The organism is Photobacterium sp. 1_MG-2023, assembly GCF_030547945.1.
Classification (GTDB): domain Bacteria; phylum Pseudomonadota; class Gammaproteobacteria; order Enterobacterales; family Vibrionaceae; genus Photobacterium.
In genome coordinates this window covers 17,935-37,836 of sequence record NZ_JAUORR010000009.1, presented here as the reverse complement: position 1 = coordinate 37,836, position 19,902 = coordinate 17,935, and the positions used below count along the sequence as shown (strand labels likewise).

The 19,902-nt window shown below is 47.7% G+C and carries 22 protein-coding genes; 5 read left to right on the top strand and 17 right to left on the bottom strand.

The window, feature by feature from the left end; translation table 11 throughout:
• Positions 1–20: 20 nt before the first annotated feature.
• Positions 21–716, bottom strand: coding sequence for a TIGR01621 family pseudouridine synthase (locus Q4579_RS09970; protein ID WP_303563657.1), 696 nt, complete (start codon positions 714–716; stop codon positions 21–23).
• Between the two features lie 237 nt (positions 717–953).
• A complete protein-coding gene (locus Q4579_RS09965; RefSeq protein ID WP_303563655.1) occupies positions 954–2,285 on the bottom strand; it encodes a sodium-dependent transporter in 1,332 nt (443 codons plus the stop codon).
• 181 nt (positions 2,286–2,466) lie between these two features.
• On the opposite strand from Q4579_RS09965, the gene cls reads away from it, so the two are divergent.
• The 3 genes from cls to Q4579_RS09950 all read left to right on the top strand — a co-directional run bounded on the left by cls (position 2,467) and on the right by Q4579_RS09950 (position 6,084).
• Positions 2,467–3,924, top strand: coding sequence for a cardiolipin synthase (cls, locus tag Q4579_RS09960; protein ID WP_303563653.1), 1,458 nt, complete (start codon positions 2,467–2,469; stop codon positions 3,922–3,924).
• Positions 3,925–4,400: 476 nt separating this feature from the next.
• A complete protein-coding gene (locus Q4579_RS09955) occupies positions 4,401–4,901 on the top strand; it encodes an oxidoreductase (protein WP_303563651.1) in 501 nt (166 codons plus the stop codon).
• Between the two features lies 1 nt (position 4,902).
• Complete coding sequence (locus tag Q4579_RS09950) at positions 4,903–6,084, top strand: GGDEF domain-containing protein (RefSeq protein WP_303563649.1); 1,182 nt, start codon at positions 4,903–4,905, stop codon at positions 6,082–6,084.
• A 19-nt stretch (positions 6,085–6,103) separates the two neighbouring features.
• Here the strand turns inward: Q4579_RS09950 and Q4579_RS09945 are convergent, their stop codons facing one another.
• The 14 genes from Q4579_RS09945 to Q4579_RS09880 form a co-directional block, all read right to left on the bottom strand.
• Positions 6,104–6,559 carry an SRPBCC family protein gene (locus Q4579_RS09945; protein WP_303563648.1) on the bottom strand — a complete coding sequence of 152 codons (456 nt, stop codon included), beginning with the start codon at positions 6,557–6,559 and terminating at the stop codon, positions 6,104–6,106.
• Positions 6,560–6,737: 178 nt separating this feature from the next.
• Positions 6,738–7,244, bottom strand: a complete 507-nt coding sequence (locus Q4579_RS09940) for a GNAT family N-acetyltransferase (RefSeq protein ID WP_303563646.1) — start codon at positions 7,242–7,244, stop codon at positions 6,738–6,740.
• A 323-nt stretch (positions 7,245–7,567) separates the two neighbouring features.
• The gene (locus Q4579_RS09935; RefSeq protein ID WP_303563645.1) at positions 7,568–8,029 is read right to left on the bottom strand and encodes a RidA family protein; all 462 of its coding nucleotides are present in this window, start codon (positions 8,027–8,029) and stop codon (positions 7,568–7,570) included.
• A gap of 39 nt (positions 8,030–8,068) precedes the next feature.
• Positions 8,069–8,470 (bottom strand): GNAT family N-acetyltransferase, encoded by a 402-nt coding sequence (locus Q4579_RS09930; protein WP_303563843.1) that lies wholly within the window; start codon positions 8,468–8,470, stop codon positions 8,069–8,071.
• A gap of 346 nt (positions 8,471–8,816) precedes the next feature.
• The gene (locus Q4579_RS09925; RefSeq protein WP_303563643.1) at positions 8,817–9,167 is read right to left on the bottom strand and encodes a hypothetical protein; all 351 of its coding nucleotides are present in this window, start codon (positions 9,165–9,167) and stop codon (positions 8,817–8,819) included.
• Complete coding sequence (locus tag Q4579_RS09920; protein ID WP_303563642.1) at positions 9,167–9,958, bottom strand: hypothetical protein; 792 nt, start codon at positions 9,956–9,958, stop codon at positions 9,167–9,169. The genes Q4579_RS09925 and Q4579_RS09920 overlap by 1 nt, the downstream gene beginning before the upstream one ends.
• 220 nt (positions 9,959–10,178) lie before the next feature.
• A complete protein-coding gene (locus Q4579_RS09915) occupies positions 10,179–10,970 on the bottom strand; it encodes a hypothetical protein (RefSeq protein ID WP_303563640.1) in 792 nt (263 codons plus the stop codon).
• 19 nt (positions 10,971–10,989) lie between these two features.
• Positions 10,990–11,541: a curlin subunit CsgB gene (locus tag Q4579_RS09910; RefSeq protein ID WP_303563639.1), complete on the bottom strand. Its 552-nt coding sequence runs from the start codon at positions 11,539–11,541 to the stop codon at positions 10,990–10,992.
• 387 nt (positions 11,542–11,928) lie between these two features.
• Positions 11,929–12,765: a CsgG/HfaB family protein gene (locus Q4579_RS09905; protein WP_303563638.1), complete on the bottom strand. Its 837-nt coding sequence runs from the start codon at positions 12,763–12,765 to the stop codon at positions 11,929–11,931.
• A gap of 13 nt (positions 12,766–12,778) precedes the next feature.
• On the bottom strand, positions 12,779–13,180 hold the full coding sequence (locus tag Q4579_RS09900; RefSeq protein WP_303563636.1) for a curli assembly protein CsgF: 402 nt from the start codon (positions 13,178–13,180) through the stop codon (positions 12,779–12,781).
• 11 nt (positions 13,181–13,191) lie between these two features.
• The gene (locus tag Q4579_RS09895) at positions 13,192–13,704 is read right to left on the bottom strand and encodes a curli production assembly/transport protein CsgE (protein ID WP_303563634.1); all 513 of its coding nucleotides are present in this window, start codon (positions 13,702–13,704) and stop codon (positions 13,192–13,194) included.
• Complete coding sequence (locus Q4579_RS09890; protein WP_303563633.1) at positions 13,701–14,363, bottom strand: LuxR C-terminal-related transcriptional regulator; 663 nt, start codon at positions 14,361–14,363, stop codon at positions 13,701–13,703. Before Q4579_RS09890 ends, Q4579_RS09895 begins: the two co-directional genes overlap by 4 nt.
• A gap of 536 nt (positions 14,364–14,899) precedes the next feature.
• Positions 14,900–15,916, bottom strand: a complete 1,017-nt coding sequence (gene adhP / locus Q4579_RS09885) for an alcohol dehydrogenase AdhP (RefSeq protein ID WP_303563631.1) — start codon at positions 15,914–15,916, stop codon at positions 14,900–14,902.
• Between the two features lie 181 nt (positions 15,917–16,097).
• Positions 16,098–16,943, bottom strand: a complete 846-nt coding sequence (locus tag Q4579_RS09880) for a hypothetical protein (protein WP_303563630.1) — start codon at positions 16,941–16,943, stop codon at positions 16,098–16,100.
• Positions 16,944–17,296: 353 nt separating this feature from the next.
• Here Q4579_RS09880 and Q4579_RS09875 point away from each other — a divergent pair, with 353 nt between their 5' ends.
• Both Q4579_RS09875 and Q4579_RS09870 read left to right on the top strand, forming a co-directional pair.
• The gene (locus Q4579_RS09875) at positions 17,297–18,229 is read left to right on the top strand and encodes a DMT family transporter (RefSeq protein ID WP_303563629.1); all 933 of its coding nucleotides are present in this window, start codon (positions 17,297–17,299) and stop codon (positions 18,227–18,229) included.
• 113 nt (positions 18,230–18,342) lie between these two features.
• Positions 18,343–19,674, top strand: a complete 1,332-nt coding sequence (locus Q4579_RS09870) for a DUF2252 family protein (protein ID WP_303563628.1) — start codon at positions 18,343–18,345, stop codon at positions 19,672–19,674.
• Positions 19,675–19,731: 57 nt separating this feature from the next.
• Here Q4579_RS09870 and Q4579_RS09865 read toward each other — a convergent pair whose 3' ends face one another.
• On the bottom strand, positions 19,732–19,884 hold the full coding sequence (locus Q4579_RS09865; protein ID WP_303563626.1) for a DUF2256 domain-containing protein: 153 nt from the start codon (positions 19,882–19,884) through the stop codon (positions 19,732–19,734).
• Positions 19,885–19,902 lie beyond the last annotated feature (18 nt).

The window sequence follows — 19,902 nt, the reverse complement described above, 5'->3', positions numbered from 1 at the left end:
GAAAAAAGGGAAATATGGGGTTAGTTCGCCCGTAAACCTGCCGGCAAAACGGGCCAGTCCAGTGTCCAGGGTGCCGACCAGTCTCCCAGCGCCGCGACTACAGTGTCACCCTGCCACAGCTGGCCGTGCGAAGGCGGACAAAGGAACTGATATGCTGTTCCCTGATAACGAAAACACAGCGCATAGGCATGGAGATAACCGCGATCAGCGGGTTCCTGACCATAAATATCATCTCCAGTGATGCCGGAGCCGACACTTTTCAGGGCGACCCGTATCTGGTGTGTTTTTCCCGTATAAGGTTTACAGAGAAACAAGCGCCGGCCTTCGCCAGCAGCCGTCGAAATAAACTGAGTGATCGCCGGGTTGTCCCGGCTGATTTCCAGTTTCCAGCTCCGTCTGCGTGAACGGCTCATATCGCCAATCACCGTCCCCTGTTTCTTCTTGGGCTTTTTACTGCCGATGGCCAGGTAGTATTTCTCGACTTCACGGCGGGCAAAACAGCCGGACAGCTCAGAAGCTGCCTGTGCATGTCTGCCCAGCAGTAAAATTCCGGAGGTCATTTTGTCCAGCCGGTGAATCAGATACAGTTGCTGATCACCCGTTGCCGCCGCAACTTCTGCCAGCAACGGCTGGTCTTGATCATCTTTGTGGACACTGACGCCAGCATCTTTGCTGATCACAAGAAAGTCTGGGGTTTGATGAAGCAGTGAAAACATTGGCGCACAAAATCGTCAGAGAAAAGCGGCAGTATACCGACTCTCCCGGCGGACGCCAGCCCTCTCCACTGTCCGTTATACCCATCAAAGTCAGTCAATGATCAGAAATAGCGCAGGAAAAATGGTTGAGAACAAGGCAGATTTTTTAGATAAGTAGCCATTCTACAATCAAAAAACGAACGCAGTGATCGAACATTTGAACAAGCGAGGATGACCAGTGATTGACTGCGATTGGTATTATTGCACGAAAAACACCAGCAGCATCAGAATCGGGCAGACAATCCGGACATACCAGGGCCAGATCCGCCAGAACAGACTGGACTGCACATCAGGATAACCTGCACTGATTTCAGCCAGCACTTTGTCTCTGTGCCAGATCCAACCAACCAGAATCGCGAACAAAAGGCCAATGATGGGCTGCGCGTAGGCCGTTGTCATTGTGACCACGAACCCGAACAGGGATTCAAAGTTCACCACAATCACTGTTGCAATCACACCGATGATGCAACCAATCCACCACACGGCTTTGTGTCGGCTCTGCCCCAATTCCTCGATTGTGCAAGAAACGGGGACTTCGAGCATAGAGATTGAGGATGTCAGCGCGGCAATCACCATCAGTACAAAAAACAGGGTGCTGACCAGAATACCAACACCCCCCATGCTCTCGAACATCGCGGGCAGCACACTGAACACCAGCGTATCCGATGCCAGCAAAGCACCGGATGCATCGTAAATTGCAACCCCATTGTTCTGCGCGACGAACATCGCAGGCAGAATCAGTAATCCGGCAATAAAGGCCACACCGGTATCCAGCAAAGCAACCTGCGCTGCCGTTTTGGGCAGATTCGCTGACTTACTCAGATAAGACCCGTAAACCATCATGGTACACACGCCGAGTGACAGTGAAAAAAAGGCCTGCCCCATGGCACTGACAATCAATTTTGGCGAGAAATGGCTGGGATCGGGGATCAGGAACAATTGTAATCCGTCCATCGCCCCCTCTTGGGTCAGGATATAAATCACCATCACCACGAACAGGATGAGCAGGACCGGCATCAATCGGGTCGACCACTTTTCAATCCCATTGGTCACGCCACTCCGAACCACCATCACCGTCAGCCACATGAACGCAAGCATCAGCAGCAGATTACGGGCCACCCCAAAAGTTTCCAGCCACTGAGCAACCTGCGTCAGCCCCACCAGTTCGCAAAGCGGAGCAATCAGATAGCCCAGCAACCAGCCGGCGACAATGGCATAAAAGCTCAGAATCAGCGAGACTGCCAGCATCCCGGCCAGTCCGACCAGGCCCATCAGCGCTCGTTGTGCTGGCCAGATCTTTCGCAGTGAAGTCATGGGATCGGCCTGACCATAACGACCGATCATTAATTCTGCGACCAGCAACGGATACGCCAGTGCGAAAACCATCAGCAAATAAACAATGAGGAACAAGGCGCCACCATTGCTGGCAGCCTGAGTCGGAAATCCCCAGATATTGCCCAGACCAACGGCAGAACCGGCTGCCGCCAGAATGAAGCCGATCCGTGAACTGAATTGTGCTCGGTTAGCCATCACAAGACCTCTTCAACAGCATCATTCCTAAAGATTAGCGATTCTGCAGGTTCCCGCCCCTTCAGGACTGATACAAAATGCAAAATTAAAAATCAGTCAAGTTTCTGCTTAAATCTATGTTTTCAAGGGATTCCGGTGCAGAATAGAACCCGTGTATGCAATTGAGAGACAAACCGCTTCTATGGATCATATTTACCAAGTCTTAGCCTGGCTCAGTCTGTTCGCTTACTGGATAGCGATCGCAGCCGTCACCATGCGGGTCGTTTTCAAACGACGCGTTGTCGGCGTGTCTCTGGCCTGGCTGATGATTATCTATATCATCCCCATCGGCGGCATTATTGCCTACCTACTCTTTGGCGAACTCAACCTGGGGAAAAAGCGAGCGCTCAGAGCGGAGGAAATGTTTGAACCCTTCGCGAGCTGGTTTAAACAACTGTATCACTGCCCGGGCCACCAGCCGCAGCTGATGAGCCTGCATGCCAAACCCATTCACGATTTATGTGAAAACCGGCTTGGAATTCCGTCACTGGTCGGAAACAGCCTGACGTTGCAGGATACCCCGCAAACCATTCTGCGCTCCCTCATTGATGATATTCATCAGGCACATCGCTCAATCCACATGGAGTTCTATATCTGGCATCCGGGCGGACTGGCCGATGAAGTCGCCACCGCATTGATTCTGGCAGCCAAGCGAGGCGTCAAAGTCAGAATTTTGCTCGATTCTGCGGGCAGTATGCGTTTCTTCCGTTCTCATTGGCCCCGATTGATGCGCCACGCTGGCATTGAAATCACTGAGGCGCTGGCAGTCACCCCTTTCCGGATGTTTCTGCGTCGGCTGGATCTACGGCAACACCGGAAAATCGTGGTCATTGATACCCATGTTGCTTATACCGGTTCGATGAATCTGGTTGATCCGGCTTACTTCAAAACCGACGCAGGTGTCGGACAATGGATCGATGTGATGGTCCGGGTTACCGGACCAACTGTGTCTGTCCTGAACTGTATTCAGGCCTGGGACTGGGAAGTGGAAACCGGGCAACGTTTTTTACCCCCGGTACCTGAGTGCGGCGTGGCCCCGCTGGCCGAACAGAACGATATGATTCAGGTCATTCCATCCGGCCCCGGGATGCCAGACGAAATCATTCATCAGGTGCTCCTGATCAGTATTTATCAGGCCCGCCAGAGCGTGGTGATCACCACCCCTTATTTTGTACCGAGTGAACATCTGCTGCACGCCCTGATCAGCGCAGCGGAGCGAGGGATTGATGTCCACATTATCATCCCGGCCAAGAATGATTCACTCATGGTGGAATGGGCCAGCCGATCTTTCTTTGCCGAACTCTTAAGTGCCGGGGTTTCTATCCATCGATTCAACGGCGGCCTGCTCCACACGAAATCTGTTGTCGTTGACGGAACGCACAGCCTGATAGGCACAGTCAATCTGGACATGCGCAGCCTCTGGCTGAATTTTGAAGTGACCTTGTCTGTGGACAGCCCTGAATTCACACAGCAGCTGGCCTGGCTACAGCAGGAATACATCAAGCAATCCACCCGGATTGATCATCAGACCTGGAAAAAACGTTCGCTCGGCCATAAATTTCTTGAGCAATGTTTTTACATGTTCAGCCCACTACTCTAGCCAATACCGAGAGCCCGGCGATTCTGGCTGGGCTCTGCCAATCCGTCCGACGTGCCGTAGGCGCCGGTAATCGGATCCCGATGCTCCCCGCTAAACCTCTGAAGCCACATGACTTGTATATCAGTGAAAACCTGAGATACGCTCACCAAAATGCCCAGAAACACGGCTTTCAGGAACAGAATGCCATATATCAGCCTAAACTTAAGTACCAACCCCAGATATGAAACAAGATTAATTCATTAAAAATTTGAAGCGAAGGTGCTCTTTAGGGTGACAGAAAAGTTTCATCATCGGGTCAAAAAAACATAAAATCCCACAAAATCATCATATAACGTATCTATTATCGCCTATGAAATTCTTGTCGAAATATTCCCCGCCTCACAGTCATTCGATAAAAGTATTGCTTTGCATTTTTATATGTCTATCTTTGTATTTAAGCACCAAAGTTACGATTAGCTGAGGTACATGTGATTCCCATGAAGTATAAATTCACACAATATCTCCTCAGCATCAGCCTGCTGCTCTGCGGACTGTATGGCACACCGGCGATTGCATTCAATCCGCCGCCGCTGATAATATCCGGTTTGTCTGAGGCGGGAGATCCGGTCGAGGTCATTCTGAGCCGCGATGAACTTGCCGCTTTTCCCCAGGAATCCGTATCAACGCCGATGCCTTGGGTAAACGGCATTCCAGAATTTCGCGGTGTGAATTTATATTCATTGCTGACACACTATCGTATTCAGCCTGGCAAGATTTACCTCTCCGCTTTAAATCGTTTCTCTACTGAGCTGGACTGGCAAGATATCAAACAATACCAACCCATCCTGGCAATACAACGGAACGGCGAGTGGATGCAAGTCAGAGACTATGGCCCTTACTGGCTGATTTTTGCGATCAACCGTCATCCGGAATTGGTCAATCAAGGTTTCTTGGAAAAGATGGTCTGGCAGTTACACGAAATCAACGTGGTCCCTTAATATGATGATTTTCAAGTCACTGAAAGTTTTTAATCTGGCGGGGATGCCATGGATGAAGAAGCTGCTGTTTCTGGCAGCACCGCTATTGATCGTGTTCACTTTTGTATCTGTCAGTGCTCTGGAATCGAATGCGGAATCCGTCAGTAAAAATCAGAACCTGGCCAGTTGGTTCATGATGCAACTGGGGGATGAATACAGCCAGTTAATTTTCCAGCTCCATGAATACGAGGCGGGACGTGCAACCAAAGATGATGCCCTGCTGCAATACGAAATTTTGCTGAGTCGCTTTAATTCCATTAAAGTCAACAGCCAGATGAATCGCCTGCACGATACGCTGGGCTCATTACAAACCTTTCAGCATCATTTTCAACTCGTGAAAGACTACGAACATGCTTTACAGCAACTCAGCTTCCCCGGGGAATCCATTGTACTGCTGAACCAGATTAAAACTGACTATGATGATTTAATGAGCTATGCGCTGAAGACATTCCTTTTTTCAAACAATGCATTACAGTCAAAATATAATCACATTATTTCACAGCGCTGGCTCATTCATTCCTTATTATTTTCTACCGTCCTGATCGGCTTCATCATGATTTATCTGTTGAAAAAGGAGTCGGAAGCGCATCATCGGTTGGCCATGTACGATTCACTCACCGGGATTCACAATCGTCTGTGGCTGAACCGTAAGCTGAAATCGATGGAAAAGAACCAGCATGTATTTGCCTTCTACCTGATTGATCTCAATGGATTTAAAGAAATCAACGATACTCTGGGCCATGGCGCGGGCGATCAGCTGCTGAAGACGGTTGCGCGACGTCTGGACAATTTAACCCATGAAGGCATGGATGTCGCACGGATGGGGGGGGATGAATTCGCGGTGATTCAAGCCTTTCCGCATGCGGTGAATCATGAGTATGTGGCACACTTCCTGCTCAATACCCTGGATCACGTCATGCGTATCCCAATTCAGCTCAAAGATCGGGAAGTCACGGTGTCTGCCAGCATCGGACTCAGCATTTATGTACCAGGCAGTAAGAGCCTGTCGGAACTGCTGCAGGAAGCTGATTTCTCGATGTATGAAATGAAGCAGCAATTCAAAATTCAGGCGCCGGCTCCTGCAGCCAGTATGTACCCGCCCCCTCCGTCACAGAGTATGCCCGGCTATTTCAAACGCCAGTAATACAGCATCACCAGAAAAGTCAATTGGCAGACCAGATATCGTTGTCCATCACTTTGCCCGTTTCCAGCAGTGTTTTCAGATTACTGATGATGGCTGGCCAGCCTTCAGAAACATCCTGATAGCTCAAAGAACCGGATTGTAAATCGCTGTGGATCACTGTCAGCCGGGTATCCTGTCCCAGACTTTCCAATGCAATGCTGACCTGAGATGAGTGAGTCCCGCCATGATGCGCATCCGGTTCCTGCCAACTCAGCACCAAGTGATGCGGCGGATGGATCTGCAACACTTTCCCGGAGACATCCTCAACTTCGGAACCATCAGCGCGGATATGTGCCCAACGACTACCCACTTTCCAATCAGATTCGTTGATATGCCCCCAATATTGCTGGGTCATTTTCGGATCGAACAGCGCATTCCAGACATCCGTATCTGATGCAGCGATGTAGCTGACATACTTAAAGTGTTCCAGGCTCATGTTCACTCCTTGTCGCAAGGCAGCGAGTCTGACAAATTGAAAAGGCCATCCGATTCACATCACCAATTCAGGTGCTTGTTATCGCGTCTCTATTCAGATTAGCACTCTGTCTTCAGGATCTGCCCACTTTCATTTGAGATCACGGGCACTGATCGGGCGTCAGAGAGCATCAATGAGATCACACGCAGTTTTTTTTCATTTGCAGCAAAGTCCAAGGCTGCCCCTGAAAAACACGGGATGCCTGATCAGCCTGATAGATTTCAAACCCCAGTGCCCGATAACAGCTGATTGCTCTGAAATTATGTTCAAAAACAGCCAGAGAAATTTCTTCCGCGGATAATGTCGTTTTTGCGACTTCCAAGGCCAGTTCAATCATGATTTTTCCGTATCCCTGACCCCGTTCGGACTCGCTGGCGATCAGAACACGACACAAGCGGCATTGATTCTGCCGATTGTCACACAGCTCAATATAGCCTTTCACTTGTCCGGCTACGGTAAATAAAAACGGATGAATTTCAGGGCGGGAAACATGCTTCGAAATTTGTTCGGTGGTGAGAGGAAACTGATACAGCGGCCCACCCCAGAGTAAATTGAATTCCTCATCCACAACCCAATCAATGAGTAATGCGTGATCTTTTTCTGTAAACGGTTCGAGCTGATAACGGGATTTTAGCCGTTCGTTCAACATGTTTTTCCTTATCACTAACTGACGTGTGAATTTTTCCTTCATTATGGTGCAGAGCAATGGGTGAGGCAGGGTCATACGACACTGTGCGACCTTGCGCAGATGAACCTGATTGCACAACGCACATTAGGGTCGCTGTTAATGCGTTCGAGGTCAATACTCACAATAAAATTGATTGCGCTAAGTCTCACTTTTCAAAGGAAAAACAATTGATTTCTGCTGATTTTTCATACTGATTTTCTGGTGATGTAAAAAAACGGCCCAGAACGCTGAGGCCGTTTTTTCAGTCGTGAATCACAGAACCGCGGACATCGCTGCATCAATCAATCCGCGATTTCAAAAATAGAATCGATAATCAAAGGCAAGTTGCCACGAACAGACGCAGCCCCAAACACGGAGCGAGCGTGAATCCCTTTTTCACCGAACACTTCAACCATGAAGTCGGAACAGCCATCCAATACTTTAGGGTGATGTTCAAAGGCTTCGGTGGCATTGATAAAACCCTGCAGTTTGACCACGCGACTGACTTTGTCCAGACTTCCGACAGCCAGCCTGACTGCTGAAAGAATATCCATTCCAGTTGCCCTGGCAAACGCATACCCTTGTTCAACGGTATATTCTCTGCCCAGCTTCCCCCGGGGGACTTCCGGAAATCCGGTCACCGGGCCTTTTCCGGAGACATACAAAAGGTTTCCGGTCCGGACACAATTGGCATAGCTGCCTTGGGGTTCACTGGCTGCAGGTAATACGAGCCCCAAAGTACGTAGTCTTGCTTCAGCAGACATCCATTTCTCCTGTACAACAAAATCACTGACCTGAACCAGTCAGCCTTCTACCGTGTTCAGATCAAGTTCCATAAAAATACTCAAAGGGTGCTCCTGATACAGACCATACGGCGGACGCACCCGGTATCCCAGAGTTTGATACAAACCCAGTGCTTCGGGTTGACTGACACCGGCTTCAAGCCGGACGACCTGAACGCCGTTATGCTTCAGATACTGATGCAGCGCTTCCATAATCTGCCGCGATATCCCGAGTCCACGGTAGTTATCCAGCACAAACATTCGCTTGATCTCCCCGTACTCACCATCATCATGCATCATTTTGACAGCGCCAATACCAGCCAGCGCGCCGCGAACAAAAGCACCAACCAGGTGAACATTCTCATTCATCAGAGATTCTTCACTTTCGAGATGATTGGTCTCAGGTGGATATAAAGCATACATATAGTCGTCTGATGCACTCAAAATGACGCGCACATCATCACGATTGGGCTTAATTTTTTGAATATACATAGTGTTAACTAACGGATTTTGTCACTGCTACACAGTCAAAAAATAGTGATATTCGGTGATTTGATTGAATTTCCGTCCACATGACATGTCCGGAAAAACGCCTGAGCTCCCGGGCGATATTCCGCAATTCGGAAGCAAGCGCTCATCATAACAATCTTGTGACAAGAAAGTGAGTACCGCGTTTGAATGACTGCATTTTTGTGCACTTACGCACATATTGTTTTTTCAAATCCACTTGTCTCGAAGCGCGTTTCAAAAAAACAGATGCACTCCTGATTCAGGGCACATCTGTGGTGATCTTGCAGTCTTGTGAAATGGTTTGGCCGGTGATTTCACCTTGCGTTTCAATTGTCACCTGAACCGGAAACTGGCGGCGATCCATCCGCATCTGGGCTTTGCTGCCGCCTTGCATGGTATTGCGCATTCGGTTTCCAGTGGCAGAGACCATCTCTAAATCAACGCTGGCAGATTCAAGCGCAACCACAGTCAGCGTGACGGTTTGATCGTCAACCAGGCAGTCGATGGTCACCGGTTCTTGTAACAGAGATTCAGGCTGAGCCCAGACAGCACCGGTCGCCATCATGAAAGCGGCCGCCATCGCCGCTTTCATGCTACATATACGCGCCATCACAGCTGCGTCGTGATAAAGGTGTTGCCCGAAGAGTTCACGATCGTATCGGTGGCAACATCATTGTTGGTCTGCGTAATCATCACGGTGTTATGATTCGCCGAGCCACCCGCACCACTGATATTCACGGTCGCCGTCGATGCATTCCCCCATTGTGTCACACCTACGGTATTGTGATCCGCTTCACCCACCAACGCAATCTGAGCCAGATTACCATCGCCCTGCTGCCAGACATTCACAATATTGTTATCCGGGTTATCAAATGGCGCCCCTGAAATATCAATCATCGCCATATTGGCACTGCCGATTTGCGTCGAACTCAGAATATTTTCATCACCTGCAGTAATATAAATATCCGATGTATTCATAGAACCATTTTGTGTCACTGATGCTGAGTTCCGATCTGCATTATCCATCATTAAAATCATTGAACCATTGGTTGATCCACTCTGGCTGACAGAAACAACATTGTTATCTGAATTCAGATCGGCACTCACCCAGGAAGTCTGAGTTGAGCCAAGTTGCGCAATTGTCACCGTATTGTCACTGGAACCATGATCCATAAAGATCTCTGACATGTGCGCTTCACCACTCTGATTCACTGTGGCTGAATTGCCATCAGAATTATTATCGTGATAAACGCTTGAATAGTGTCCGGGACCACCAGAAAACTGATAGACAGACACCGTATTTCCATCACTACCATTCACCGCTGTATTGAAAGATGTATTGGTTGCCACTGCGCTGCCTGACGCAAGAAGCACAGAAATTGCAAGCGCGATCTTTTTCATGGGATTACCTTATCTCTGCTAAGTGATATGAATTTCACTTCTGCTCATGTAATGGCTTCGATTATTTTCATTCATATTTACAACCAGAAAATAAATCGCTGAACACGATGAGAGAAGTCTTCCTTTTCGCCACTACCTGCATTTTTGGATTCAATTGTATTTCAACCGGGAAAAGATAAAGCGACGAACTTCGCCGCTTTATCTGTGTCAGTTCATGGGATCAGAACTGAATTGTTGTGAAGTCATTACCCGATGAATTCACGATAGTATCAACCGCAACATCCAGATCCGTCTGTGTAATACTGACGGAGTTATCATCCGCCTGACCAAAGAAACCGGTAATGGTCACGAGTGCAAATGAAGCATTACCCAGCTGATTCACAGCAACCATGTTGTCATCCGCTTCACCCGTCAGTAGAACGGTAGAGATATTGCCATCGCCTTCCTGCAGAACATTCACCACGTTGTTATCCGGGTTATCGAAAGGAGCACCAGCCGCACTGACTGTGGAAACGTTACCCGTGCCGATCTGCGTCGTATTCAGGACATTATCATCCCCCGCGAAGACCACAGTATTGGCTGTATTTGCACTCCCCAACTGGGTGTGTGAGGCAAAGTTACCATCGGCATTAAAATCCATCTGAATGTACGAGTCATTGCCAGAGCCCGTCTGCGTGACAATCATACCGTTCTCATCAGAATCGTCGTCCACAATCACTTCGGATGCGTTAGAATCGCCCCACTGCGTGACCAGGCTCCAGTTATCATCAGAACCATCTTCATAGCTCACTTCAGATGTATGCGTCTGACCGACCTGAGAAACAGTGGTGGTGTTATCATCTGAATTACCGGCATGATAAACCGATGAAAAATGACCCGCACCTGGTGAGAACTGATAGACATTCACGGTGTTTCCGTCACTGCCGCCCACTGCAGTATTCAAAGAAGTATTCGTTGCATAAACACTACCAGAGGCTAACAGTACTGAGATTGCTAAAGCTAACTTTTTCATGGTACTTTCCTTAATTGTGTTAATAAACTGAAATATTTCTGCTCATGCCATTTAAAATCATGATAGATTCATGACCGCTCTGGTTAATATCGAACCCAGAAAAAAGGACATAAGGCTTATTGACAACAACTGCTAAATTATCGTCGCCATGTTGAGTAATACTGTCACTATGGCCAATACCACTCTGGCTTAAAATTGCAGTATTTCCATTTCCGTATTGTTCTATGCTGCCATCATTTCCAATTCCATTTTGATAAATCGCAGCGTAATTTTCATTCCCATCCTGTTCAATATATGAACGGTTGTAATATCCCTCTTGATGAGAGTATGCAAAATTATCATGACCACTTATTTTTATTTTACTTTGATTCCCTCCAAGACCTCCTCCAGATTTTTGAACAATAATCGCCGTACTATCAGTTGCACCATATGCTTCAATAGAAGCAATATTGTCATCTGACCCCCAAACCTCATTCAATTCATTATTTGCTAATTCACCTGCAGTCGATACCTGCGCGCAAATAAAAGATAAAGCAAATAATCCAGAATTAATTCTTCTCAAATATTTCATTTTCTTGTCCAGAAGAAAACAGGTGTCGTAAAAATATTATGGCACTGGGATAAAATTTCACCATAAACTTAATAGTGAATTTATCAATGATAATAATTGAAAGTTACACGTCTTCATATGGAAATATTTACAATAAAATCAATTATTTAAAATATAAACACTCTGTCAGATAGCGAATAAACCATTGTGTTATCTGCTTAACCAGCTGTTCTCCAATAGGATTTACAATCAAAATTTATTACCACAACAATATCCTCATCACTTTCAAATAAATAAAATCTATCAACAATCACCACCGCCATCGGCGGTGGTTTAGGGCTGACAACAAAAAAGGCCAACACAATGTGAAGGCCCTTGATATCAATGACTTAATTTTATGGCGATAATTTAAATAATCGGCTGCTCTGTAAACATATACTTCTGAATCACAGGGTTATTGATCTCTGCACGATTCGCCAGTTTCCAGAGATTTGTATTGATCCCATCCACAATCAGTTGGATCACCGCAGCGTCTATCGCAGACATCACCGCAATATTGACCGGTTCATTGGTTGTGATACCCAACTCCGCTTCCAGCAGATCTTTGTAATCTATAAACTTGAAGACCCCTGTCTGAAACTCTTGTGAAAGAATCGTCTTACTGGTTGTGACGCTCACCAGCACCCGTCCGGTCCGCACATCAATGGCCCTGAGATTCACCGTCACCTGATCGGTCCGGTATTGTGAAGAAATACCAATCCCCAGATAACGTGCGCCGGAACCACCCGTCTGAATGTTGGTATCGTAGGCCACGATCCCCCCTTCGATGACAATATTGGATGACATCAGTGAAGGAAGATGCGAACCATGATTCACCGGTATTTCATGCTTTTGCTGTGCAGCACGGATAATCTTTCGTTCTGTGAGCAAATTTTGCAGCCCTTCCCGCTCCAGCGGAATAAACCATTTGGAGTTCAGCAAAGAAGTGGTCAGCAGCGCCGCCCCTCCCTGAGGAACCGCCGTGGAAAAGTTACTGTTCGGCTGCGGCTTATACTGCCCAGTCTGATCTCTGAAATCATAAACAGAAACAAATATCTGGCCCTGAGGCATCGGCAAAGACACTAAATCCTCAAAAATTGCCCCACGGGGCATTAACGTGGGTTCTCTGTCTGCATCAGGCATCCGCATTGAATTAGAACATGCATTGACGAACAACACAGAGCACAAAAGGATCAACTTTTTCATGACGAACTCCCTGTTAATCAGGCATCAAACCATTGACCTGAATGGTTGATGACTCTCCCGTTGTCTTATCCGTAATTTGAATCAGTAAAGTACCGTTATCATCTACAATATTCAGGACGAAATCATCGGTTGTGAGTTGCCCTGTATTGCCATTCCCCACATCTGCCAATAACTGGCTAATTAATCTGGACTCTAAGTTTGCCGTTAATCGTTCTAAATCGGATTGTTGCTCAAACGGATCACTCGCTGATGGATCTTTATGATCATTAATGGCATTTGCAACACCCAGCAAAAAGTTACCGTTTAAAGGGTTCCCGCCAAAATTCGGGTTTACGGGTGTATAAATGAGTTCGGTCGCCTGTGTATTCCAGCTCATGCAGCCAAACAATAGCAGCATACAAAACTTCCTTTTCATGAGTTTGCTCCTTAAATTTCGTCATAATCAACATCGAAGGTATCTTTTAAATACCGCTCTATTCGCCATCTGAGAACATAGTTTTTGACAGCATTTACGGCCTGATCCGTTTTTTCCTCAGCATTTTGTCGCCCCGGAGAAAGTGCGGTTCTGTAAATTATATTCTGCCGGTGATAAATGCTGATAATACTGCCTGATAAAGCGGTCGGCCTTTCTTTCACCACTAAGTTCTCTTTTAATTCATCCAATTGATCTTCAAGCTTCTGTGCAAACAGTGAATAAAAGCTTTCTCCCAGCCGTGTCATCGTTCGGTCGATCACTGCACCGCTGATTTCACGCAGACTGTCCAGGTTTTCGAGTCGACCTTTCGTTTCAAGCGGTTCATCACTTTCAAGCTTCGGACCATTCTCAAGTTTTTTCCCATTTTCTAGGGGTTGCTCTTTCCCGGAATTTTGTGCCTGGGAAAAGACAAATAACGGGCACATGCACAGCATGCACAAGAGCGTCAGGTTGAATTTTTTCATGAGCTTAAACTGTTCAAGGTATGGTTTTTCGCCCACATAAAAGCCTGCAGGCGATTCTTCACCTTAATTTTCTTAAAAACATTATGAAGGTGGGTTTTGACCGTGTTTTCACTGACAAACAGCGACTCAGCAATTTGCGAGTTTGAAGCACCAGAAACCAGCAACTGCATGATTTCCTTTTCTCTGGCGGTTAATTCAACCGACATCTTTGGAAAGCTCGTCTGGGTACTTCGGTACTCTGAAATCAATGCCTGGCATAATTTCCGACTGAACCACAACTCACCATTTTGTATTTTCTCTAACCCTTCAGATAATATCTCAAGAGAATCACTGGTATAAAAAACGCCCACTAAATTTGGCCATATTTTCAGCGCTTCGACCTGAACATCATTGGGAACATTAATTAAGACTTCCGCAGGAATCATTTCCATTTCGGAAATTGCATTTAAATAATGCTCATTCGATTTTTTCGTTGCACTGGCAGAATCCAGTAAAAAGAGTGTTTCTTCAACCTCACCTGAAGATAACGTTTTCATCTCATCAATCGAGATCGAATTGACCGTCATTTTCACATGTCGAATCAAATACTCTTTTAATATTGAGGCTTGTATACTCTCGTCAGAAACGAGTGCCAATCGGCTGTATGGTTTAATAGACATCCCTGCTAACCCTCATTTTATTTTGCTACGACTTTTGTATTGCTAACTTTAGTTCACGTCAAAAAAATAACAAACAGGGCTATCAACACACACTGACCGGATTAATCATCTATTTTTCATGACCTTAAAACTGTCTCATTCCTTAAACCTTTGGCCTTTTTATGGTCCTTTCTCAATTTCGCGACACTTTCAGGCTTTCTTTTTATTTTTTACACCAAAAGTGATTTGAATCATCAACTAAAGGACTAGTTTTAATTTTATGGATTGAAAAGAGTCAGTTAACAAAGGAAATAAAATGATAGGTGAATGAATGCATATTTTTGGGCGATGACAAATTTTTCTGGTCGGAGAAATTAGGCATGACAGAAGTCAATTCGACGGTTGGCGAAAAGCGAAGTCAAAGCAGGAACAGGAGAAGTTAGGTCGCATGATGCGCACCGTGATGCATGGATAGCGATCTGATCAGGCACAGGATCAAAAAATCCCGCCGGGCTGGTACAGTCCGGCGGGATAAAATTCGAGGGTGTAATCCGCAATCACGACTCCAGATTCATGACAATCCGGCCCGTGATTTCACCTTTCATCATGTCATCGAAGATCTCGTTAATCTCTTCCAGCGCCTTCACTTCTGTGATTGCCCGGACTTTGCCTTCTGCTGCAAACTGCAAACATTCCTGCAGATCTTTACGCGTCCCGACAATCGAGCCAATCACTTTAATACCGTTCAGGACCGTATCGAAAATCGGGATTGGCATTTCATCCGGTGGTAAACCCACCAGCACACAGCTTCCGCCACGGCGAACTGAACGATAGGCTTCCTCGAACGCGGGTTTCGAAACGGCAGTACAGACGACCCCATGAACCCCGCCCACCAATCGCTGAATCGCCTCGGAAGGTTTTTCTTTCATAAAGTCGATGCAGTGTGTTGCACCCAGTTCTTTTGCCAGTGCCATTTTCTCAGCACCCGTATCGACTGCAATCACGTTCATCCCCATGGCTTTGGCATACTGAACCGCCAGATGCCCCAAGCCACCCACACCGATGATCGCAACCCATTGCCCGGGTTTCACATCGGTCACTTTCAGCGCCTTGTAGGTTGTCACCCCGGCACAGAATAAAGGCGCAGCATCAACATAGGACAGTCCATCCGGGACCTTGACCACATACTCGCCATGGGCCAGACAGTATTCAGCATATCCTCCATTCACAGAATAGCCCGCATTGTGCTGATCCAGACACAGGGTTTCCTGACCTGACAAACAATAGTCGCAATGGCCACAGGCTGAATACAGCCAGGGCACGCCAACACGATCGCCAATCTTCAGGTGATGGATTTCGCTGCCAACCTGAACGATTTCACCCACCCCTTCATGGCCAGGCACCAAAGGCATCTTGGGTTTGACCGGCCAATCACCATGGCAGGCATGTAAGTCGGTATGGCATACGCCACAGGCGTGGATTTTCACCAGAACATCGCGAGGTTTCACGGCAGGAACAGGGATATCTTTAATTTCAAGTTTCCCTTTGAATTCATTCACAACAGCGGCTTTCATGTGTCCGGCTCCTTATGAGTAAGTGAACCGGGATTGTTGCGCAGAAAATCGGAGAAGGCATGGATCTGGATCAATATTCATCCAAATTCATATTTTTTCTGTCCGAGTTGGCTTTCCGATCCGGATTGGTTCGTGAGCGGTTTTGAATGCACAGGCACTATTACCTGCGCATTCAACTGAATCAACGCAGGGTAACTTTTGTCGAGATGCCAGAAGAAACATTCATCTTCAGGGTACCGATCGCAACCCGGGTAGAGGAACGCATTTCAAACAGTGTCTCTTGCTCCGGAATGTAATGACGCGTGATATCGTAAACCATCGTCCCGCCACCAAGAATTTCAGCATGGGTGTTCGAATGGATATTGATGGTCGTACCCGGCTTCACCTTCAGATCAAAATAGGCTTTCTGATCTTTAATTTCGTTGAGTGTATACAGGACGTTCACATCTTCAATACGCTGACCGTCAGCCAGCTCGTCAATCGGCATTTTGACCGAGAGTGTTTCCCCAACCTCGAAAGTTTTCTGATCCAGGTCCGCATACATCACGAACTGTGGCAGCAACTCGAGCACATCTTCGTCAGCCACATCCGCTTGAGCATCACCAAGTGTTTTTTCGAAATGAACCTCACCGGTTGGAGACTGCTTGGCCAGTATGCGAACCCCCTCGAGTTCAACGGCTTCCGGCGACTCAATGGATGAAGGCTCTTCAGTAGAAGAGTTTCGGAACTTCTGAATATCCAGCTCCAGCGGAACCGAGCCATCCGCTTCTGCTGCCGCAGTTGACAGATTCACAATCCTTTCCGATTTCACCTCTAAATCATCAGGAATCATCTCCAGTAAAAACGCCAGTTCCTGCGGTCTTTGTCCCTGATAATCCGAATCCATTTTGAAAGTCACATTTTCTTGGATCGTGAATGCTTGATTCGGCTGATAGCCGAGATCAATGGTCACAGATTCTTTGGGAACATCCGAACAGGCAGCCAACTGAATGCTGCACAGCAAAATTATTTTTTTAAACGCCATCATGACCACTCATTAGGAAAAACATCTCATCAAGTATGCAAATACTTGGATACGCTATAGATGCGTCCACTTGCCGGAAGAAGATAAATCAGATTTAGAATCGGCTAATTCACCGCCAAGTTGACCACGGATCGCTGAATAACCCACCGGCACTTCATCGCATTCTTAACTCAAAAACCTGCAATGCCTTCTCGATAAGTTGTAATTTTACAACAAATGACATGACCCACTTCACAGTTGGCAACTTGAGTTGCCATTTTTTGATCTAACTTTTGGGTCAAATTTTCTTGTCTTACCAGTCAGGTTTTGGTTAAATGCTCCACATTCGGCATCGTTCTTAGTCATTGAGAAGTTAAATGTTGTCACAGAACCAAATTTCACACCTGAAGTTATTTTTCTTCACTGTACTGATTAGCCTGTCTTTCCCGATTGGCAGCCATATCACGGCGACCATGGATCCACTCATCGTGACCTGGGTGCGCTACTTGCTGGCCAGTGTACTCTTTGTCGGCCTGCTGATTCTGAAGGGACAATTTCGTATCCCCTCAGCAAAGGATTTAGGGCGCTACACGCTGATCAGCCTGCCTGCACTGAGCTATTTTGTGGCCATGTTCATCGCGCTGCGTGAAACCAGTCCGCTGGATGCCAGTGCGTTGTACACCACGGTCCCTTTGATGAGCGCCGTGCTGGCGGCGATTGTATTTAAACGCCGGACTTCCCTTGCCGTGACACTGTCGCTTGTCGGGGGCATGCTGGGTGCTGCGCTGATCATTTTCCGGGGGGATATATCTGCGGCCGGTTCCATCGCCATGACAACCTCTAACAAAATCTATTTGCTGGGCTGTCTGGGTATGGCGCTGAACCCAATCATTGTGAAGAAGTGCTACAAAGGTGAGTCCTTTGTTCATCTGACCTGCTGGACTTTGATTTGTGCAACAGGCCTGCTGACCCTTGCCACCGCCCCACAGTTGATCCAAACCCAGTGGACACAAATTCCGGGAGATATCTGGCTGGGCATTGGCTATCTGGCTGTGTTTGCAACCGCAATCAGCTTCTTCCTGTTTCAGCAAGGCAGCGTGGCGCTGGCACCGGAACAGGTCTCGGCTTATACCTATCTGATCCCCGTGCTGGTGATGCTGGTCAATCGTTTTACCGGTGACATGGTGCCCTGGGAAAGTGTCAGCTATGGCGTTGTCACGGTGCTGCTGTCGATGACCGTCATGATCCGCCGCGGCGCTCCGGCTCAGGAGCAACCCGCAGCCCAGCCTGCGCAGGCCATCGCAAAATAAACCCATTTAAGCCGGGCCACTTGCCTGGCTTTCAACTATTTTCCCGCCTTTTTTGTTCTTCTCGCCTGCATCGACAATACTGGAAAAGACTTGGCAACGATTCAGGCAACTGCATGACCTCCAGAACCGATTTTCTCTGCGATCAACTCAGACTCATCGACGGCACCGTGCCTTCCAACCAGCATCCGCTGAACAAACATACCAAAATGACCTGGAGCCCTTTCCAGTTTTTCCGGGGGTCTGCTCAGATCTTCTACGCCGATTTGGCAGGCGGTGTGCTGAAGCTACCCGATCTGCTGTTCGCCAAACCAGGACAGACATTCATCATGGGCGACTGCCATCTGTCTAACTTTGGCTTCATGACCGAAGAAGGCTCGCAAAGCGATCAGGTGATTTTTGCTCCCAATGATTTTGACGATGCCTGTGTTGGCTACGCAGTCTGGGATCTGGCCCGTTTCCTGACCAGCCTGTCACTTGCCGGTGATTTCGCACGCGGTTTGCTGGAAGGAAAATATCTGACCGATGAAACAGATATTGATGACGATCTGAATGCCATCAATGACGACGACGTACGCGAAGCCAGTCAGCAATTTCTGAAGGTCTACCTGAAAACTCTGGCACAAGTGATTGACCGTGAAGAAACACGATTCAATGTCCTGCAATCTTTTGATGATGATCATGTGCTGTATAAATACAGCCGGAAAGCGGCCAAGCGCTCCGCCGGAGGAAAAGACTTTTACAGTAAAAGTCAGCTTGCAAAATCGACGCTGGTTGAAGACGGCAAGTTACGCTTTGCGGATAAGCCCGGTAAATATGTGCGGCTGCCGTCTGAAGAGTATGCCATTCTGAAAACGACCTTCCGGCCTTATCTGGATGATGAGGTGCTGGATATCGTCGTTCGCATTCATGCGGGCACAGGCTCTCATGAAGCCATGCGCTATTACTTCCTGGTCGGTCCCGGTGATTGCAGAAGTATTGAAGATTTACCTTTGTGCCACATTGTTGAAGTGAAGCAACAGCGTCAGGCTGCACCCATTTTCTCATTTCCGGATCTCAGCCCGGTGAACACACTGAACCCGGCGCACCTGACCGCCGACTGCCAGCGGTTTATGCAGCGCCGCCCGGATTTGCTACTGGATGAAGTTGTCTGGAACAATCAGCACTGGCTGGTTCGCTCCCGCCATCATGCGCGCTTATCGGTCAAACCCGAAGCGATCATCCTGAACGATACCAGTCCGGAACAGTATTTTTGCGAGTATGCACAAGCCTGTGGTGAAGCGCTCGCACTGGCCCATGCTCGCGGGGACAGACGTTCAACCCGCTTTGAGCAATTCATGGTTCAGCTCTTGCCGGAACAGACCGATGCAATCATTGAAGCTTGCCTGACCTATGCCCGGCAAGTCATCGAAGACTACGAGATTCACTGCAAGCTGATGGCAGAGTGAGCTTGTCGGCATCTCCTCGACAAGGAACATCATGAAAAACCTTATCGGGGAACGGCGTCATTCCGTGGCAGCACGGCGGGATTTTTTCTGTCGGCGGCAACGTTCTGAGCAATAGATGACCTGATGCCAGCAATCGACCCATTTTCTTCGCCAGGTAAAAGGTCGTAAACAGATCGGGCAGATTTTCTCAGGCAATGGGCGCTGGGTCATCTCGGAGTATCCTGACAC